17 protein-coding genes are annotated in these 16020 nt (G+C 34.7%); 4 read left to right on the top strand and 13 right to left on the bottom strand.

The window, feature by feature from the left end; translation table 11 throughout:
• Nucleotides 1-17 precede the first annotated feature (17 nt).
• The 7 genes from ACFQ1K_RS03210 to ACFQ1K_RS03240 all read right to left on the bottom strand — a co-directional run bounded on the left by ACFQ1K_RS03210 (nt 18) and on the right by ACFQ1K_RS03240 (nt 5405).
• A complete protein-coding gene (locus ACFQ1K_RS03210) occupies nt 18-446 on the bottom strand; it encodes a hypothetical protein (protein ID WP_320554966.1) in 429 nt (142 codons plus the stop codon).
• Between the two features lie 13 nt (nt 447-459).
• The gene (locus ACFQ1K_RS03215; protein ID WP_320554967.1) at nt 460-864 is read right to left on the bottom strand and encodes a hypothetical protein; all 405 of its coding nucleotides are present in this window, start codon (nt 862-864) and stop codon (nt 460-462) included.
• A gap of 22 nt (nt 865-886) precedes the next feature.
• Nucleotides 887-1318, bottom strand: coding sequence for a hypothetical protein (locus tag ACFQ1K_RS03220; protein WP_320554968.1), 432 nt, complete (start codon nt 1316-1318; stop codon nt 887-889).
• 63 nt (nt 1319-1381) lie between these two features.
• Nucleotides 1382-1876, bottom strand: a complete 495-nt coding sequence (locus ACFQ1K_RS03225; protein WP_320554969.1) for a hypothetical protein — start codon at nt 1874-1876, stop codon at nt 1382-1384.
• Nucleotides 1877-2137: 261 nt separating this feature from the next.
• Complete coding sequence (locus tag ACFQ1K_RS03230; protein WP_320554970.1) at nt 2138-3208, bottom strand: alkene reductase; 1071 nt, start codon at nt 3206-3208, stop codon at nt 2138-2140.
• Between the two features lie 82 nt (nt 3209-3290).
• A complete protein-coding gene (locus ACFQ1K_RS03235; RefSeq protein WP_320554971.1) occupies nt 3291-3662 on the bottom strand; it encodes a hypothetical protein in 372 nt (123 codons plus the stop codon).
• Between the two features lie 189 nt (nt 3663-3851).
• Nucleotides 3852-5405, bottom strand: a complete 1554-nt coding sequence (locus tag ACFQ1K_RS03240) for a DEAD/DEAH box helicase (protein ID WP_320554972.1) — start codon at nt 5403-5405, stop codon at nt 3852-3854.
• A 123-nt stretch (nt 5406-5528) separates the two neighbouring features.
• Here ACFQ1K_RS03240 and ACFQ1K_RS03245 point away from each other — a divergent pair, with 123 nt between their 5' ends.
• A complete protein-coding gene (locus ACFQ1K_RS03245; protein WP_320554973.1) occupies nt 5529-6461 on the top strand; it encodes a peptidoglycan DD-metalloendopeptidase family protein in 933 nt (310 codons plus the stop codon).
• Between the two features lie 20 nt (nt 6462-6481).
• Nucleotides 6482-8701, top strand: a complete 2220-nt coding sequence (locus ACFQ1K_RS03250; protein WP_320554974.1) for a type IA DNA topoisomerase — start codon at nt 6482-6484, stop codon at nt 8699-8701.
• Nucleotides 8702-8738: 37 nt separating this feature from the next.
• Here the strand turns inward: ACFQ1K_RS03250 and ACFQ1K_RS03255 are convergent, their stop codons facing one another.
• The 4 genes from ACFQ1K_RS03255 to ACFQ1K_RS03270 all read right to left on the bottom strand — a co-directional run bounded on the left by ACFQ1K_RS03255 (nt 8739) and on the right by ACFQ1K_RS03270 (nt 12978).
• The gene (locus ACFQ1K_RS03255) at nt 8739-9212 is read right to left on the bottom strand and encodes a GyrI-like domain-containing protein (protein WP_320554975.1); all 474 of its coding nucleotides are present in this window, start codon (nt 9210-9212) and stop codon (nt 8739-8741) included.
• 118 nt (nt 9213-9330) lie between these two features.
• Nucleotides 9331-9864, bottom strand: a complete 534-nt coding sequence (locus ACFQ1K_RS03260; RefSeq protein WP_320555105.1) for a fasciclin domain-containing protein — start codon at nt 9862-9864, stop codon at nt 9331-9333.
• Between the two features lie 173 nt (nt 9865-10037).
• Complete coding sequence (locus ACFQ1K_RS03265; RefSeq protein WP_320554976.1) at nt 10038-10502, bottom strand: DUF4251 domain-containing protein; 465 nt, start codon at nt 10500-10502, stop codon at nt 10038-10040.
• Nucleotides 10503-10506: 4 nt separating this feature from the next.
• Nucleotides 10507-12978 carry a zinc-dependent metalloprotease gene (locus ACFQ1K_RS03270; RefSeq protein WP_320554977.1) on the bottom strand — a complete coding sequence of 824 codons (2472 nt, stop codon included), beginning with the start codon at nt 12976-12978 and terminating at the stop codon, nt 10507-10509.
• A 131-nt stretch (nt 12979-13109) separates the two neighbouring features.
• On the opposite strand from ACFQ1K_RS03270, the gene ACFQ1K_RS03275 reads away from it, so the two are divergent.
• Together ACFQ1K_RS03275 and ACFQ1K_RS03280 are read left to right on the top strand one after the other, a co-directional pair.
• Nucleotides 13110-13403, top strand: coding sequence for a DUF3817 domain-containing protein (locus ACFQ1K_RS03275; protein ID WP_320554978.1), 294 nt, complete (start codon nt 13110-13112; stop codon nt 13401-13403).
• On the top strand, nt 13396-14634 hold the full coding sequence (locus tag ACFQ1K_RS03280; RefSeq protein WP_320554979.1) for a mechanosensitive ion channel family protein: 1239 nt from the start codon (nt 13396-13398) through the stop codon (nt 14632-14634). Before ACFQ1K_RS03275 ends, ACFQ1K_RS03280 begins: the two co-directional genes overlap by 8 nt.
• Here ACFQ1K_RS03280 and ACFQ1K_RS03285 read toward each other — a convergent pair.
• Both ACFQ1K_RS03285 and ACFQ1K_RS03290 read right to left on the bottom strand, forming a co-directional pair.
• Nucleotides 14631-15020 (bottom strand): acyl-CoA thioesterase, encoded by a 390-nt coding sequence (locus ACFQ1K_RS03285; RefSeq protein WP_320554980.1) that lies wholly within the window; start codon nt 15018-15020, stop codon nt 14631-14633. The genes ACFQ1K_RS03280 and ACFQ1K_RS03285 overlap by 4 nt on opposite strands.
• A gap of 41 nt (nt 15021-15061) precedes the next feature.
• Complete coding sequence (locus ACFQ1K_RS03290) at nt 15062-15955, bottom strand: DUF72 domain-containing protein (protein WP_320554981.1); 894 nt, start codon at nt 15953-15955, stop codon at nt 15062-15064.
• Between the last annotated feature and the right edge of the window lie 65 nt (nt 15956-16020).

Raw genomic sequence — 16020 nt, forward strand, 5'->3', positions numbered from 1 at the left:
TTTCAAGTAATAATAAATTACTCTTTTTTCTTTATTTGAAGTTTGGGATCAATGGTAAATAAGGCATCGCCACGATAGCCACTATCAAAAGTTACAGAATATTTGGCTACCAAATTATGATTTGTATTGTTACTTCCTAAGACAGCAACCCAAGACCCATCTCCGACGTCATAAGGTGCTTTTTCAAAAAAGCCTTCAGGTGCATCTTGAAATTCGATATTAGTAATTAAGGCTAAATGACCTCTAGCACTAGTATCACTAATATTCCAGCTTATTAATGTATTTCCATCTGCGACACTATCAAAAGTTGTTTTGTCTCCTGGAACATCATAACCATCACTAGGGATGTTATCGCTAAAAGTTACGTATTTTAAAAAGTTTGCACGGTCATGGTGCATTTTCTCAGCATCTACAGTTATGGTTACTGCAACAGATTGTTTTCCCATATTTATCTTGAATTTATTCTTTCTTTTTAATTTGTAATTTAGGATCTTGAGTGTGTTGCCTACCATTAATAGTATAGGTAATTGTATATTCGATTAATGCAGAATTAAAATTATCTGGCATTTGAATTTCTGCAGACCATTCACCACTACCATCATTTATAGGGGATGGACGACTGCTAAAGACTTGTAATTCAACTTTCCAACCAAATACTGGTGTTTTAAGTTGTGTAATTGCATCAATACTTGTTATATCCGCTTGGCCATCAATCACCCATTTTAAGGTATCGCCATTCTGCAGTTCGGTAGTTAAATTTTTATCATCATCATTAGTATGTGCACGGTGTCCTTCATCATCAATAATAGTTAATGGCGTTGGCTTATCATTCTTTGCGTAGATAGTAATTGTATGTATTCCCATGTCTTGTGAAATTTTAATTTTATTACTCTTTCTTTTTAATTTGGAGTTTTGGATCTACTGTATACGGCTGTCCCGTATTTTTATTTATTATAAAAGTGACAAAATAAGACTCAGTGCCATCAATATCTTCGTTTTTTACGGTCGAAGTTACTTTTGGGTCATTGATTGGATCTCCTAAAGTAATTTCTGCTAAAATATCAGCTCCACCATCTTTAGACTTTTTGGCTACGTTGGTTATATTTACGGTATCTCTTCCATTTTTTGAAGCGCCTTGCCATGTACAAGTTGAACCTTTGAAAACAGTAGATACGTAAGTTTCCGGGTGCCCAGGGTTTTCTTTTGGGTCACTTTGATTATCCGTAAAAACTACATTGTCTTTAATGCTTTGTTCGTTTGGTTGAATGTTGTCTGTATCAACTGTTAATGTAATGACTGTTTTTGGTGTTCCTCCCATAATTAGTGTGTTTTAAGTTAAATTTTATATTGATTAATTAATAAATCACATATGTATAATATGTTATACCTTTGATTGATATTCGAAATGTCGATAATTACCTAAGTTTCCTTCTGGCTTATATTTAAATCCAAGAAAACGCAACCATGTCGTTTGACTCTCAATCTCTTTTGATTCAGAATATAACCTAAGCGTACAACCTTTGTAAGAATACGATTGCACCTCTAATATCTTGCGCAATTCAAAACTTACTTTTAAGGACTGTCTATGTTCTTCCATATGCTTACTTGCAATAAAAAAGCAGTCTAATTTTGTGTCTTCAACTTTATATGCTGCTAGAATAGCTAAGGGCAAATTGTCTTGAGTCCGCCATGTTTTAGAATAGCCGTCCTTACGAGCTAATTTAACTTGTTCTAATAATAACTCTAGTGCGATTTTCTCATTATGTATATTGTAAAGTTTCCACTCGTAATATGTAAATTTCCATGGATTTTTTATAACAAACCAAAGATCTTCTTCGGTAACCTCCTCTTGGATTCTAGACACACTTAATTCCATTAAACTTTAGATAAAAAATTAACAGGCACATTAAATAAACACAACACAACATGTCACTCAATAAGGCATTACTGAGCTATTATAATACGTAGTAAATTAGGGGTAACAAAAGTTAGTGGTACTGTGTAGAAAGGAGGTGATTATAAAACTAAGCAATATTTCTATGCTTTCCTAATAAAACCTTTTATTGCCCTAGAAAATAAAAAAGGTCTGATTTTTTATCAGACCTTTTGTTTACTAAATTTTTATAATAGTTGTCACCTAATAATCGGTATAACCTTCTGAACCAGGTGTATAAAATAAATCTGCGTTAGGTGCCTTAAGCTCATCCCTATTTAAAAACTTCTGTACTAAATCTGGATTACTAACAAAAGGCCTGCCTACATATACTAAATCGTAACCCGAAGCAATGACCTTTTCAGCATCTTCGACTGAATTTACATCACCACCTGTGATGATGGTACCTTCAAAATTAAGTTTTATGGTCTTTTTGATATCCGTTTTAAAATCAGGAGCACCCATTGTTCCTGAGTGATCCGCTATATGGATATAAGCGATACCCAATTGTCTTAATTCCGAAGCCAGATACGAATACAAATCAACTAGATCTTCATAGTCATGTGCCACATCATTCATTGCTCCATAAGGCGAAACTCTAATTCCCACTCTATTTTCACCAATAGCAGCAATTACTTTCTTTGTGGTTTCTAAAACAAACCTTGCTCTGTTTTTAAAATCCCCACCATAATTATCCTCTCTTACATTCGATTTTGGATTCAGGAATTGATCCAGCAAATAACCGTTAGCAGCATGAAGCTCTACTCCATCGACTCCAGCTCTTTTAACCAATGCCTCAGCACTATCTGCAAACTCTTGTTGGGTTTGTTGAATATCCAAAACTGTCATTGCCCTTGGCGTTACATGTGGCACCATACCATTCGTGTCCGTATACATTTCTCCCGCTGCTTTAACAGCACTTGGGGCAATAACTTCACCGGCTTCTGGTAAATTTTCTGAAGCTGCTATGCGGCCACAATGCATTAACTGGACAAAAATCTTACCCTCTTCTTGATGAACAGCATCAGCGATATGCCGCCATCCTTCTATTTGTGCAGGACTATAGGCACCAGGAATTCTGGCATAACCAAGACCGTTAACGGATGGTGAGGTTCCTTCGCTAATAATTAGGCCTGCGGAAGCACGCTGGGCGTAATATGTTGCCATTAATTCGTTAGGAATATTATTTAGAGCTCGACACCTAGTCATTGGTGCCATAACAATTTTGTTGTTAAGTAGTAAGCTCCCTAGTTGGTAAGATTGAAATATACTCATAATTTAATTTTTGGTTTTGATATAAAGTTAAAGTGATAGCTTCAAAAAAGCTATCACTCTTATATTAATACTTAGTTAAAGTTTATTTTTCTTTGGTTTCCACAATAGAAAGTGGCTGAATCTGTGGCTTTAAACGCTTATACAAATCAAATTGATGCTTGGTTAAAATATTACGCATTTCAAGTGATTCTGCTTTTCTTAATTTATATAAGGCATTTAATTTTTCTTCACCAGTTAGCGTATTATGAATTTTTTCTTCTCTGATAAGAAATTCTTCTACTTTCTTCTGAAATAATATATATTGTTTGGCATCTAAAGCAAGCTTTTCATTGTATCGCTCTGTAACACTTACGGCTACATTTTCCAATACTTCACTATTGTCTTGCATGATTGGATCCTGTGCAAAACCTGCCATTGTAAAGACTAAAATTATTGTGTTTATAAAAGTTCTCATACTGTCTAATTGTTTTGGTTTATAAAAGTATAATAGATAGACCTTTATCAGTCAAATAAATTAAGAGAACTTAACGTTTAAAGAAACACTTTAACAGTAAATTAATACTTTAATTATAAATATATAACATATTGCTGTACAATAAAATAAATATTAAAAAATAAGATTTTTTAAAAATGATATTATAATTTAATCTTCTGGAGGATACCCATGAATTTCTTCGAATTTTTCATCGAAATTAGCTCTTAAATAAGAGTTTAATTTTTTCTGATAGTCATCTTTTAACCACTTTAAGAAATTGTGCGTACTCTTACTAATGCACTTTGCATAGACTTCGATACGTTGGTTAATATCGTCTTTTAGAAGTTTTGCCAACGCAATGGCATCATAAACATCTTCACTATTTTCAATACATATTTTAGCATGATGCTCTATAGATCGCTCAAGAACCACTTTAGAGGATTCACCAGCATCAACAGCATCCTTGTAACATTGTCTAATATCAAAATAAGTGTCTTCGGATTTTGAAAATTCTTCCTTGATCTCATCAGATAAATCATGCTTAAAGTTCGCTTCAATAGCTTCATCACTCTTGATGCGATCCGTAAACCAATTGGGTGATTTAAATATCAATTGCCAATCCAAATCTGCTCCCCAAGGTCCAAATCGGTATAGATTATTACCTAAATCTATAACCGTAAACTTTTCCTTATTATTAAGTATACGAGATCCACGACCAATCATCTGATAATATAGGGTTAAGGATTTGGTGGCACGATTTAATATAATCGTATCAATAGTTGGTTCATCAAATCCTGTAGTTAAAATACTAACGGAAGTTAGAATAGCATTTGGTGTTTCATGAAACCAATCCAAAATTTGCTTACGCTGTTTTTTAGTTGCCGTATTATCTAAGTGCATAATGGGCAAACCTGCTTCCCTAAATGCATAATACACACTTATAGAGGTATTAATACCATTATTGAAAATTAATGTTTTCTTCCCAAGAGAATGCTTTTTGTAAGCATCAACTGTTTTTTGAAGCATAGCCGGACTCGTATACAAATCCTCAGAAGATTTCACGGTGTAATCGCCATTAGAACCCACTTCGAGCGATGTTAAGCCCATATCATAAGCATAGGTTTCACATCTAGCAAGAAATTCATTTTCGATTAAATTCTCAATACTTTCACCTGTAATAAGCTCATCATAGTTATCCTTCATTGGTAGGTCTTTGTTGGAACTCAGTGGTGTTGCCGTAACTCCAAGAATAAAGGAATTTTCGAAAAACTTAAAGAGCTTCGTGAATGAATTGTAATGCGCCTCATCAATGATCACCAAACCGACATCCGAAATATCCAACATATCATCATTAAGACGATTGTTTAAGGTTTCGACCATAGCAACAAAGCAGGAATACTCGGCTTGGTCATCTAAATTAGCCTTGCTACTTACAACCTTGTTGGTTACACCAAAACTAGTCAGCATTTTAGAGGTCTGATTACATAGCTCTATACGATGTGTCATGACCAATACTTTTTTGTTATGATTTTTCAGGTATTGGCGGACCATTTCAGAAAAAATAACAGTTTTACCACCTCCTGTAGGCAATTGATACAGTAAATGGTAATCATCTGGTGCAGAATCAAATTTTTCAAATATCTGGCTTATCGCACCATGTTGGTAATCATATAATTCTTTATCGGTTTTTTTTTCCTGAATCGCTGAATTGGGTTTTGACATGAATAGATTTTAAAATTGAGAGAGCAAAATTAAGGCTTTTTAGGCGAGGAATAAAGTGATTTGCCATTAACAATAATTGTATTAATTTAGCGTTCTTTCAATCGAAAGTATAATTAGAATTTAATGAAAACCCTCTCTTTTGCCTTTTCATTTTTTCTGGGCTTAGCTTTAATTACGGCCCAAAATGAAAACCCATCAGAAACTTTAAAAATAACCCTTCCAACAGCCGCTAAAAAAGCAAGTTTGATCAAAGAAATTGAAATTCCTTTACAATCAGACGCTGATTCTCTTTTCAATGCTCTACCAGATATTAAAGCTGAATTTTGGGATACCACAGTTTACAATCCTTACAAAAATGTTGAGACTGAATTTCCTATAGAGCTCACCTTTACAGATAGTACTTATAGCTCACCTGTATCAAGACCAAAGGTTATAACATCACGTTATGGCTGGAGACGTGATAGACCTCACAAAGGAATAGATATTGATCTGGTAACAGGAGATTCCGTGGTCTCTGTGCTCGATGGTATTGTACGTTTTGCACGTTACAGCAGTGGTCATGGGAAGACCGTTGTGGTTAGGCATTATAATGGTTTAGAAACAACCTATGCGCATCTATCACATATAGCAGTCAAATCTAACGACACTGTAAAAAGAGGTCAGTATCTTGGTAAAGGAGGTAATACTGGTCGTTCTAGGGGAAGTCATTTACATCTGGTAACAAGTTATAGAGGGGAATATATCCATCCTGATTATCTATTTAATTTTGATGACACCAATACCATCCGTTCCCAAAACATTTGGGTTACCCGAAAATGGACCAGACCAAGTTACCACAGTTCTAGACGTTTATCTAAACTTGCATTATTTGAAACCAAAGAAGAGGCATTGGCGAGTTTAGAAAAGCAGCGTAAAGTTTATGTTGTGAGAAAAGGAGATACCTTGTCTCGTATTTCCCAGCGAAACAGAACAAGTATTGCTGCCATTTGTAGAACGAATAAAATAAAGCGCACGTCTACTCTTAGAGTTGGTCAGAAATTAATTTTAGAGCTTTAGCCATATAAATCATAGATCTTTTGAAAGTCTGCATTGCCGAAAAACCAAGTGTTGCCAGAGAAATTGCTGCTGTTCTGGGAGCTACAACCAAGCGCGATGGCTATTTTGAAGGTAATGGCTATGCTGTAACTTATACATTTGGACATCTTTGTACACTTTGTGAACCTAGTGATTACAAGCCGTATTGGAAAAGTTGGGACCTTAACAATCTACCTATGATGCCGGATAAATTTAAGGTTAAGGTATCTGAAGACAAAGGGATAAAAAAGCAATTCAACATCGTAAAAAGTCTATTTGACAAAGCAGAAGTCGTCATCAATTGTGGTGATGCGGGACAAGAAGGTGAATTAATACAGCGTTGGGTCATTAATAAAGCAAAGTACAATGGTAAGGTTCAACGACTTTGGATTTCGTCTTTAACAACCGAAGCTATCAAGGAAGGATTTGAGAACTTAAAACCGGCAGAGGACTACGATAACTTGTATTATGCTGGTTTTTCTAGATCTATTGGAGATTGGCTTTTGGGTATAAATGCAACACGGTTGTATACTGTAAAACATGGTGGTTATAAGCAAGTATTGTCTGTAGGTAGAGTGCAAACTCCTACCCTAGCCATGTTGGTGACGCGATATAAAGAGATTGAAAACTTTGTGCCGCAACCCTATTGGGAATTGCAAACACTATATAGAGACACCCTTTTTAGTTATGAAGAAGGACGTTTCCTTAAGATGGAAGATGGTGAACTATTAGTCAATAAAGTTAAGGAACATGAGTTTGAAATTGTTTCGATAACCAAAAAGAAAGGTACTGAATATGCACCTAAACTTTTCGATCTCACAGGACTGCAAGTCTACTGCAATACTAAGTTTGGGTTTTCAGCAGATGACACTTTAAAAATTGCACAACGATTGTATGAGAAAAAGGTGGTGACCTATCCTAGAGTAGATACGACCTTTCTACCAAATGATATTTACCCCAAGGTTAAAGGCATCTTATCAAAGCTGACTGATTATTCAGAACTCACGCAGCCATTATTAAATAAGAAGATAAAGAAATCTACAAAGGTTTTTAATGATAAAAAAGTAACCGATCATCATGCCATTATCCCTACTGGGATACAAACACATTTACAGCCAGCAGAACAACAGGTATATGATATCATTGTAAAACGATTTATTGCCGTTTTTTATGATGATTGTAAAGTCTCTAATACCACGGTTATAGGTAAAGCAGATGATGTAAATTTTAAAACTACAGGTAAGGAAATTTTATCCAAGGGTTGGCGCGTTGTTTTTGAATCTGATGGGTCTAAATCTAAAGGAGAATCTATTCTACCTACCTTTACCAAAGGAGAAAAAGGACCACATGAACCTTCCTTTTTAGAAAAGCAGACCAAACCGCCAAAACAATTTACGGAGGCTTCTCTTTTACGTGCCATGGAAACTGCAGGTAAACAAGTAGATGATGATGAATTGCGCGATATCATGAAAGAAAATGGAATTGGTCGACCTTCAACTCGAGCCAACATCATAGAAACACTTTTTAAACGGAAATATATAAAGCGTAATAAAAAGCAAATCTTACCAACGGTTACAGGTATTCAGTTAATAGATACGATTCAGAATGACTTGTTGAAATCTGCAGAACTGACTGGCCATTGGGAAAAGCAGTTAAAAGACATTGAAAAGGGCGAGATTAGCGCTAATACTTTTATCAAAGGTATGAAGCGAATGGTAGATGCTCTGGTCTATGAAGTACGAAGTGAAAAAGTGGAAACACGAATTTCGGCAGTTAATAATAAACCTCTTAATAAAACAAAATCCAAGTCCCAAACTAAGTCTAAAGCGATTATTGGACACACATGTCCAAAATGTAATAAGGGCCAACTCCTAAAAGGGAAAAAAGCTTATGGTTGCCATCTTTATGGAAAAGGTTGCGATTTTGTTTTGCCATTTACCTATTGTAAAAAAAAGGTGTCTGAGAATCAGTATTTAAGGTTATTAAGTAAAGGCTCTACAGTAAATCTTAAAGGTTTTAAAAATGAGGGCAAATCTATCGAAGGCTTATTACGTTTTGATGATAATTTCAAATTAAAATTAGAGCCAAAACAAACCGTAAAACCACAGATTAAAATTGGGGATCCTTGCCCAAAATGCAAAACAGGTCGCATCTTAAAGGGTAGAACAGCTTTTGGTTGTAGTAATTATAAAACGGGTTGTGATTTTCGTATGCTGCTTTAATATTTCATAGAACTTCGAACAATTTCTCTTCGACACCTTAAGCTATCCGTTTAATAGGCAAGTAAAAATCCTCTTCAGAATCTGGGCTTCCGTTTTTATATTTTTCTCCCATCACTTGAAAATGTGGTCTGTCATCAATCACATAACCAGAATTTGGTAACCAGTCCGACATAATTTTTTGATATGTTTCGCCGGCATTCATACCTTTATGTAGCACTTTTAGATACTCACCTTTTGGAATTGTAAAACCCTTCATTTCGTTTGGTATTTCAGAGAGCTCAGAAACTTCAACACAAGCCCACATATTAAAACTGTCTTCAGGCTCCCCATTTTCATTGACCGAGAAAATTTGCATGGCAATAGATGTATTGTTGAGTAAGTTTGTTATTTCATTTTTCCTTGGTGAAAACTGCTGCCATAAGGCTCTGATTTTATGCGTTTCATGTTGTTTCATAACTATTGAAATGCCAACAACATTCATCTCTAAATTTTCGATTATTTGAGGAATCATTTAACTGTAGTTTCAAAAACTAAAAGTATAAAAAAAAGCGTAAGATGGTGTCCTACGCTTTTCTAGAATTAGTATAATCAACACTAACTCGATTAACTAATCAATCTAACTAAACTTTCTACATGCCAGGAAGTATAACTGTGTCAACCACATGTATGACACCATTAGACTGGTTAACATCTGCAATAGTTACTGTAGCTGTGTTACCTGCTGTATCTTTTAATACAACATTATCACCATCCATCATTGCTCTTAGCTCATCACCATTAACTGTAATGAAAATAGCTTTACCGTTTCCCTTCTTAATAGCTTTTACAATATCTTTTGCATTATAAGTCCCTGCCAATACGTGATAGGTTAATACGGCTTGTAGTTGTTCTTTATTTTCCTTTTTTAACAACGTTGATACAGTTCCTTTAGGCAACTTATCGAATGCACTGTTAGTCGGTGCAAAAACGGTAAACGGCCCCTCCCCTTGCAACGTTTCTACTAAACCAGCGGCTTTTACTGCAGCAACTAGTGTTGTATGGTCTTTAGAATTTACGGCATTAGAGATAATGTCTTTAGTAGGATACATTTCTGCACCACCTACCATTTTTGTGTCCTGTGCGAGAGCATTCTTACTAAACATTACGATAAATGCCAATGTCATAATTGGAAATAAACTTTTAATCTTCATAGTATTTACTTTTTATTGATTTGTTTCTCTACTTACGAAGATTTACCCAACAGGGTTTTATTTTAATGAATATTAAATGAATTAAATTAAAAAAGGCTATTATCCTTATGGACAATAGCCTTTAATTCTTCTTATTGAGATAAAACCTATAAAGTTCTCTTTACACCTCCCCTATACGTTAGCTTTTCCTCATTATTATTGGTAAGCTCTAAAAACGAATTACCATTTGGTTTAATATCAATTTGAGCATTATAGCCACCAACGCTAAACGTAATTGTAATCTGCTGAGATGCATCATTAAAAATCACATTATAATTCTGCAAACTTCCTTTCAAATCTAAAGTAGTTTTATCGGTGTTTATTGTTGTGAGCGTGCCACTAATTAAGGATTCATTAATCTTTATTGTATTGGCATTTTGATCGACTTCCGCTCTGTTTTTACCACTAATAACCCAACTTGCCAAAAAACTATATTTTTGCGATTTTATGAGTTCCTTATTCATACTATACATCGCCACAACTTGTTCTTCCTTACTCATCGGATTTTGTGAAAAGCAGATGGAAGGCGTTACTATGGCTATTAGAAAGCAAATTATAAATAGTTTTTTCATCACATTATTTTGGGTCTAATATAAGATTAATTCTTTCAATACAGTCCTTGTAATGGTATTTTGTATCTGTATCAACTCTAGCTTTTACAGCAGAAGTTAAAAGTTGTTTTAACTCGTTTAATTCTCCTCTTACAATAGATCTTACATCAGATTGATTGACATTAAAATATTGGCTACTTCTGTTGGGATCCATTTTTTCAGTCATCAGATAACCCAAGCGATCGATATACGCACGCTGTAAATTCCTTCTAAAGACAGAAACATTGGATGATGTCCTTGTCTCTGACCAAATTCCAACACGAATATCACTCATCATATCTAAAGCCGAATAATTACTCCTGTCCATTGCCTTATGGTCTATTAGTCTTCCTAACCGCTCAAAACTCATTAAACTGTTCAAATGACGTGTTTGCAAACTTCTAATTCTATCTGTATAACCTGCAAAGTCAATGTTCTTTAAAATCTTTTCATCCATTAGCCAGTTTGGTGTTTCAAAAGCATTATCATGCAACCATTTTATTGCCAATTTTTGATAAGCCTTATCTACGGGATTATAAACAACACCTTGTTGAGATGGATTTTTTGTGTCTTCCACTACTCCGCCTACGTGAGTTACGACATGACCCACATAGCGACTCCAAACTCCTAACATTTCACCATATAACTCTTTTAAATCGTCAAAATCATTTGTTTTATCACTGGTCCATTTTGGCAAATTCGCTGCAACAATTTTTAGGTTTTTCAATCCATAAGTACTCGCTTGTACACTGTTATTACCTATATCTTCCGTTTGAGATGTTGGGTCAAAACGGCTACTCTGTTTACCAAATTTGTAAATAGGGTCTCCTGCTTTTTCAGTAATCCAACGGTCTAAGGTTTCCTTTTCATCATCTGCAGACTGCGCCTCGGGAATATAACGGTAACCATAGTTTATGGCATAATCATCGTAAGGCCCTAACTGTCTAATAAACCTAATATTTTCATCACCAGGTTGTGCAATGTAATTATATCTTGCATAATCCATTATAGTGGCCGCAATGCCGTTTTTCTGTGTAAAATCACCATCCCTGTAGCTCTCAACATCATACGCATAGCTTGCACTCATATTATGTGGTAAGCCTAGGGTATGTCCGACTTCGTGAGCAATTACCATTTTCATCATTTCACCAATCTCCTCATCAGGTGTATGAAGTGTTCTAGCTGAAGGGTTTGCTGCCCCAGTTTCTAATAAATATCGATTTCTGTATGAACGCAAATGATTGTGATACCAAATAATATCACTTTCTATAATTTCACCACTGCGAGGGTCCGACACACTAGGTCCTGTTGCATTACGCGTCGTGCTTGCAACATAACGCACTACTGAATACCGAATATCCTCAGGACTGAATTCTGGATCCTCTTCCTTTGTTGGTGGGTCTTTAGCTATGATTGCATTTTTAAAACCAGCAGCCTCAAAGGCTTTTTGCCAAAGCTCAATACCTTCCTTCATGTATGGTCTAAACTTCATAGGTGTTGCCGGATCTAAATAGTATACAATAGGTTTAACAGGCTCTACCAACTCCCCTCTTTTGTAGGCTTCGATATCTTTTGGAATTAATTTCCATCGTCTTATATAGGTCTTTTCGTCAGCCTTTAATTCCTCACTTCCGTAATCATACTGACTTAGAGTAAACCAGCCAACCCTTTCATCAAAATATCTTGGTTGCATAGGTTCCTCTGGCAATAAAATCATGGATTGGTTCATTTGAATACTTATTGTCTCTGCACTAGAGTTGGTTGGTGGTTCTGCTGCATTGAAGGTGAAATCTTGAACAACTTCAATATTTTTTGGATAGCTACGCACCGCATTGATAAAACTTCTGGATTTATCTAAACTTCTCACCTTGTATCGCTTTCTAATAAAGGATGGTAAACCACTAATTGCTTTCACATCTGAACTGTAGAAACTACTTACATCTATTACCACAGCAGAAGAATCTTTTGAAAATGCCTCTATATCAAATGCATATAAAGTAGGTTCATAATTATTGGCTCTAACCGAGACATGAATTGGAAGGCTATCTGCCGCCACGGCACTTGAAGATTTTTCTTTAATCAAGATTTTATCTTTAAAACGTTCCCAGTTAATCATCCTTGTATTTGTTTTTGTACCTGCGTTTACATAGCCACCACCTAAATTTGCAGGTAACTTTGCTAATCTGCTAACCAAAAGCATGTCGGTATTAAGATATTGCAATGGTATTTCAAAATAATATTTATCACCAACCAGGTGTACATTAAATAAACCCTCATCCGTAATGGCATCTTTGGTAATCACCTTATCATAACCCTTTATTTTACCTTTATTCTTGCTTGGTGATTGTGTTTTAGATGCTACTGAATTTGACTGACTTTTGTTTTTGGAAGATTTTTTGGCAGTTGCACATGAAATGGATAAAATACCCATAATTAATAATACCAGAATTCTTTTCATTATAAGAGGATTTTGTAATTAAGAGCCTAAAGATAATTATTTGAAATGTAGTTTTTATTTATTTCTTAAAACCTGTTAAAATGCTATGGTTTTTCCTTATTTCTAAAGTACTTTTGCACAAAAATTGATGCATGTCTAAATTATTAGAATCATTCAGAATTATAGCCCTTTTAGAAGGTGTTTCTTATATTTTATTATTGTTTATTGCGACACCTATAAAATATATTGCCAATGATCCGCAATATGTAAAACTACTTGGAATGCCTCACGGATTATTGTTTATGGCCTATGTAGTTCTTGCAGTTATACTTAGTAAAGACATGAAATGGAATTCAAGGACACTTTGGATAATTCTTTTGGCAGCGATCATTCCCTTTGGAACATTTTACATCGATAAAAAATATTTAAAAACTAAGCATGCGTAATCTAAGACATACCACATTTGACTGGTTGATCACCCAAGGTGTAGCAGAAGGAACTGCCAAGTACCTTAACATGCTCATATTGCTAATTGGGTTGTCATTAGTTGCACTAATTGTAGATTATGTCACTAAGCGCATTTTATGGAGATTCTCGGCTGGAGTAGCTAAAAGAACAAAAACTAATTTTGATGACATTTTAATTACTAATAAGCTACCGCGAAATATAGCTCACATTATCCCATTGATAATACTGATTGAATTTGTCCCGGATGTCTTCGCGGATTTTCAATATTTCGAAACTATTGTTGAAAAAACACTTAAGGTTATTGCGATACTTCTAACCTTAAAAATTATACGTAGCTTTTTCAATTCTATAAAGGATTACTTAAAAACTTTACCGAGGTACAAGGACAAACCTATAGATAGCTATATTCAGATATTTATGATTTTTGCTTGGGTATTGGGTGTGTTTGCCATTTTTTCGATATTAACAGGTATCACATTTTTAAATTTCGCAATTTCCCTAGGTACCGCATCAGCAGTTATCTTATTAATATTTAAGGATACCATTTTAGGTTTTGTGGCCAGCATTCAAGTATCCATTAATGATATGGTACGCATTGGTGACTGGATTACTTTTGAAAAATATGGAGCGGATGGTGATGTCATAGAAATTAACTTAGCCACTGTAAAAGTTCAGAACTGGGATAAAACCATTACCACTATTCCTACTTACGCTTTGATATCAGACTCGTTTAAGAATTGGAGAGGCATGATGAATTCTGGTGGTAGACGTATAAAAAGATCTGTAATCATTAAAACATCGACTATTAAGTTTTTAACAGATTTTGATATCGAACGATTTAAGAAAATAGAACTAATCGATGAGTATATTGAACAGCGTTCTAAAGAAATTAAAAAGTTCAACACAGATAATGGCGTGGACAAATCCATTTTAATTAATGGTAGAAACCTTACCAATTTTGGTGTCTTTAGAAAATATTTACAGACTTATATGGATAACCATTCAGCTATAAATAAAGACATGACTTTAATGGTAAGGCAACTAGAGCCCACACCACAAGGTATTCCTATGGAGATCTATGCTTTTAGTAGTGATATCCGTTGGCAGAATTATGAATATATCATGGCAGACATCTTTGACCATGTTCTGGCCTCTGTTGGCTTTTTCGACTTAGAAATTTATGAATTGGCTATAGCTAATACAGATTAATCTTCTAGCCTATCTTTTACAAACTCGACCTCAGTCTTTCCGTGAGGCTTTGGTTTGCCATCAGGTCCCAAGTTCACCATAATGATTTTATCTACAGTTAAAATGGTTTCTCTTGTCATTTTATTACGTGCCTCACACTTCATGGTCAGTGAAGACTTGCCAAATTTTATAACTTCAATTCCAATTTCAACAATATCACCTTTTTTAGCAGATGCCATAAAATTGATTTCAGACATATATTTTGTTACGACCCTTGAGTTTTCGAGTTGAATAATAGTGTATAACGCCACTTCTTCGTCTATCCATGCTAAAAGTTGACCTCCAAAGAGTGTACTGTTGGGATTTAAATCTTCGGGTTTTACCCATTTGCGTGTATGAAATCTCATGTGTCTAATTATTTATTGATTAATTTCTAATGAACAACACTTTAAAATAAGGTTTGTTGTTCACCAGGGTCTTCATTGGGTATCTTTAAATCTATTTCTAATACTTGATTTAGGTTTTTAATAAGATGTGCAGAAAGCAGTGGCAATTCTTCTTCAATATTCTGGTGAACAAAAAAATTGATTTGTTCAATACCACTATCCTTCCAATGTTTTATACGTTCTACCCAATCTTGTAATCGCGTGTAGTCACTTTCATTATTTGTGCCTACATAACGTACAAAAGCTTGGGAATTTGTTAACCGCATATGCATAATATCGCGTCGTCCAGCACTGTCTACTATAATATTAGAAATAGTGTTTTCTTCTAGTAATTGATATAAATCTTTTGAGACATTGTCATTGTTAAACCAATCTGTATGCCTAAACTCAATTGCCAAAGGAATTTCCTTTGGCCAACTCTCTACAAAATTAATCACGCGGTCCAAATCTTTAGGTGTGAAATTATTGGGCATTTGTAAAAAGACAGTGCCCAATTTTTCCTTAAGATGTATAACACTATGTAAAAACCGATCAACTACTGGAGCCACATCATCGTTAAGGCGTTTCCAATGACTGATTTCTTGATTGAGTTTTGGAAAAAACCTAAAATTTCCGGGCGTCTTATCATACCATTTTTCAAACTGCTCAGGGGGAAAAATACGATAAAACGTTGCGTTAAGTTCTATAGCATTAAATTGTCTTGAATAATACTCTAATTCATCTTTTGTGCCTCGTGGGTAAAATCCTTTCAAATTAGCCTTATTCCAGTTAGGACAACCAATAAAAACTTTTATCTCATCCGAGGCATTTTTTTGTAGTGTTCTTATGGTATCTGGATGATCGGGAGGCAAAGAAAAATCTATTTCTTGGTGAGGACTTATACTTCCGAATTTCATTTTTTGAATTTTACCAAATATAAAAGTAAATCAGCAGTAGTTGGTGAATTTTGAATTGGATTTTT

This window comes from Winogradskyella aquimaris (assembly GCF_042676105.1).
In the GTDB taxonomy this organism is placed as follows: Bacteria; Bacteroidota; Bacteroidia; order Flavobacteriales; family Flavobacteriaceae; genus Winogradskyella; species Winogradskyella aquimaris.

What these genes read in the sequence shown, in the direction of transcription:
- ACFQ1K_RS03210 (WP_320554966.1), bottom strand. Translation starts at nt 446, where the DNA reads ATGGGAAAACAATCTGTTGCAGTAACCATAACTGTAGATGCTGAGAAA.
- ACFQ1K_RS03215 (WP_320554967.1), bottom strand. Translation starts at nt 864, where the DNA reads ATGGGAATACATACAATTACTATCTACGCAAAGAATGATAAGCCAACG.
- ACFQ1K_RS03220 (WP_320554968.1), bottom strand. Translation starts at nt 1,318, where the DNA reads ATGGGAGGAACACCAAAAACAGTCATTACATTAACAGTTGATACAGAC.
- ACFQ1K_RS03225 (WP_320554969.1), bottom strand. Translation starts at nt 1,876, where the DNA reads ATGGAATTAAGTGTGTCTAGAATCCAAGAGGAGGTTACCGAAGAAGAT.
- ACFQ1K_RS03230 (WP_320554970.1), bottom strand. Translation starts at nt 3,208, where the DNA reads ATGAGTATATTTCAATCTTACCAACTAGGGAGCTTACTACTTAACAAC.
- ACFQ1K_RS03235 (WP_320554971.1), bottom strand. Translation starts at nt 3,662, where the DNA reads ATGAGAACTTTTATAAACACAATAATTTTAGTCTTTACAATGGCAGGT.
- ACFQ1K_RS03240 (WP_320554972.1), bottom strand. Translation starts at nt 5,405, where the DNA reads ATGTCAAAACCCAATTCAGCGATTCAGGAAAAAAAAACCGATAAAGAA.
- ACFQ1K_RS03245 (WP_320554973.1), top strand. Translation starts at nt 5,529, where the DNA reads ATGAAAACCCTCTCTTTTGCCTTTTCATTTTTTCTGGGCTTAGCTTTA.
- ACFQ1K_RS03255 (WP_320554975.1), bottom strand. Translation starts at nt 9,212, where the DNA reads ATGATTCCTCAAATAATCGAAAATTTAGAGATGAATGTTGTTGGCATT.
- ACFQ1K_RS03260 (WP_320555105.1), bottom strand. Translation starts at nt 9,864, where the DNA reads ATGACATTGGCATTTATCGTAATGTTTAGTAAGAATGCTCTCGCACAG.
- ACFQ1K_RS03265 (WP_320554976.1), bottom strand. Translation starts at nt 10,502, where the DNA reads ATGAAAAAACTATTTATAATTTGCTTTCTAATAGCCATAGTAACGCCT.
- ACFQ1K_RS03270 (WP_320554977.1), bottom strand. Translation starts at nt 12,978, where the DNA reads ATGAAAAGAATTCTGGTATTATTAATTATGGGTATTTTATCCATTTCA.
- ACFQ1K_RS03275 (WP_320554978.1), top strand. Translation starts at nt 13,110, where the DNA reads ATGTCTAAATTATTAGAATCATTCAGAATTATAGCCCTTTTAGAAGGT.
- ACFQ1K_RS03280 (WP_320554979.1), top strand. Translation starts at nt 13,396, where the DNA reads ATGCGTAATCTAAGACATACCACATTTGACTGGTTGATCACCCAAGGT.
- ACFQ1K_RS03285 (WP_320554980.1), bottom strand. Translation starts at nt 15,020, where the DNA reads ATGAGATTTCATACACGCAAATGGGTAAAACCCGAAGATTTAAATCCC.
- ACFQ1K_RS03290 (WP_320554981.1), bottom strand. Translation starts at nt 15,955, where the DNA reads ATGAAATTCGGAAGTATAAGTCCTCACCAAGAAATAGATTTTTCTTTG.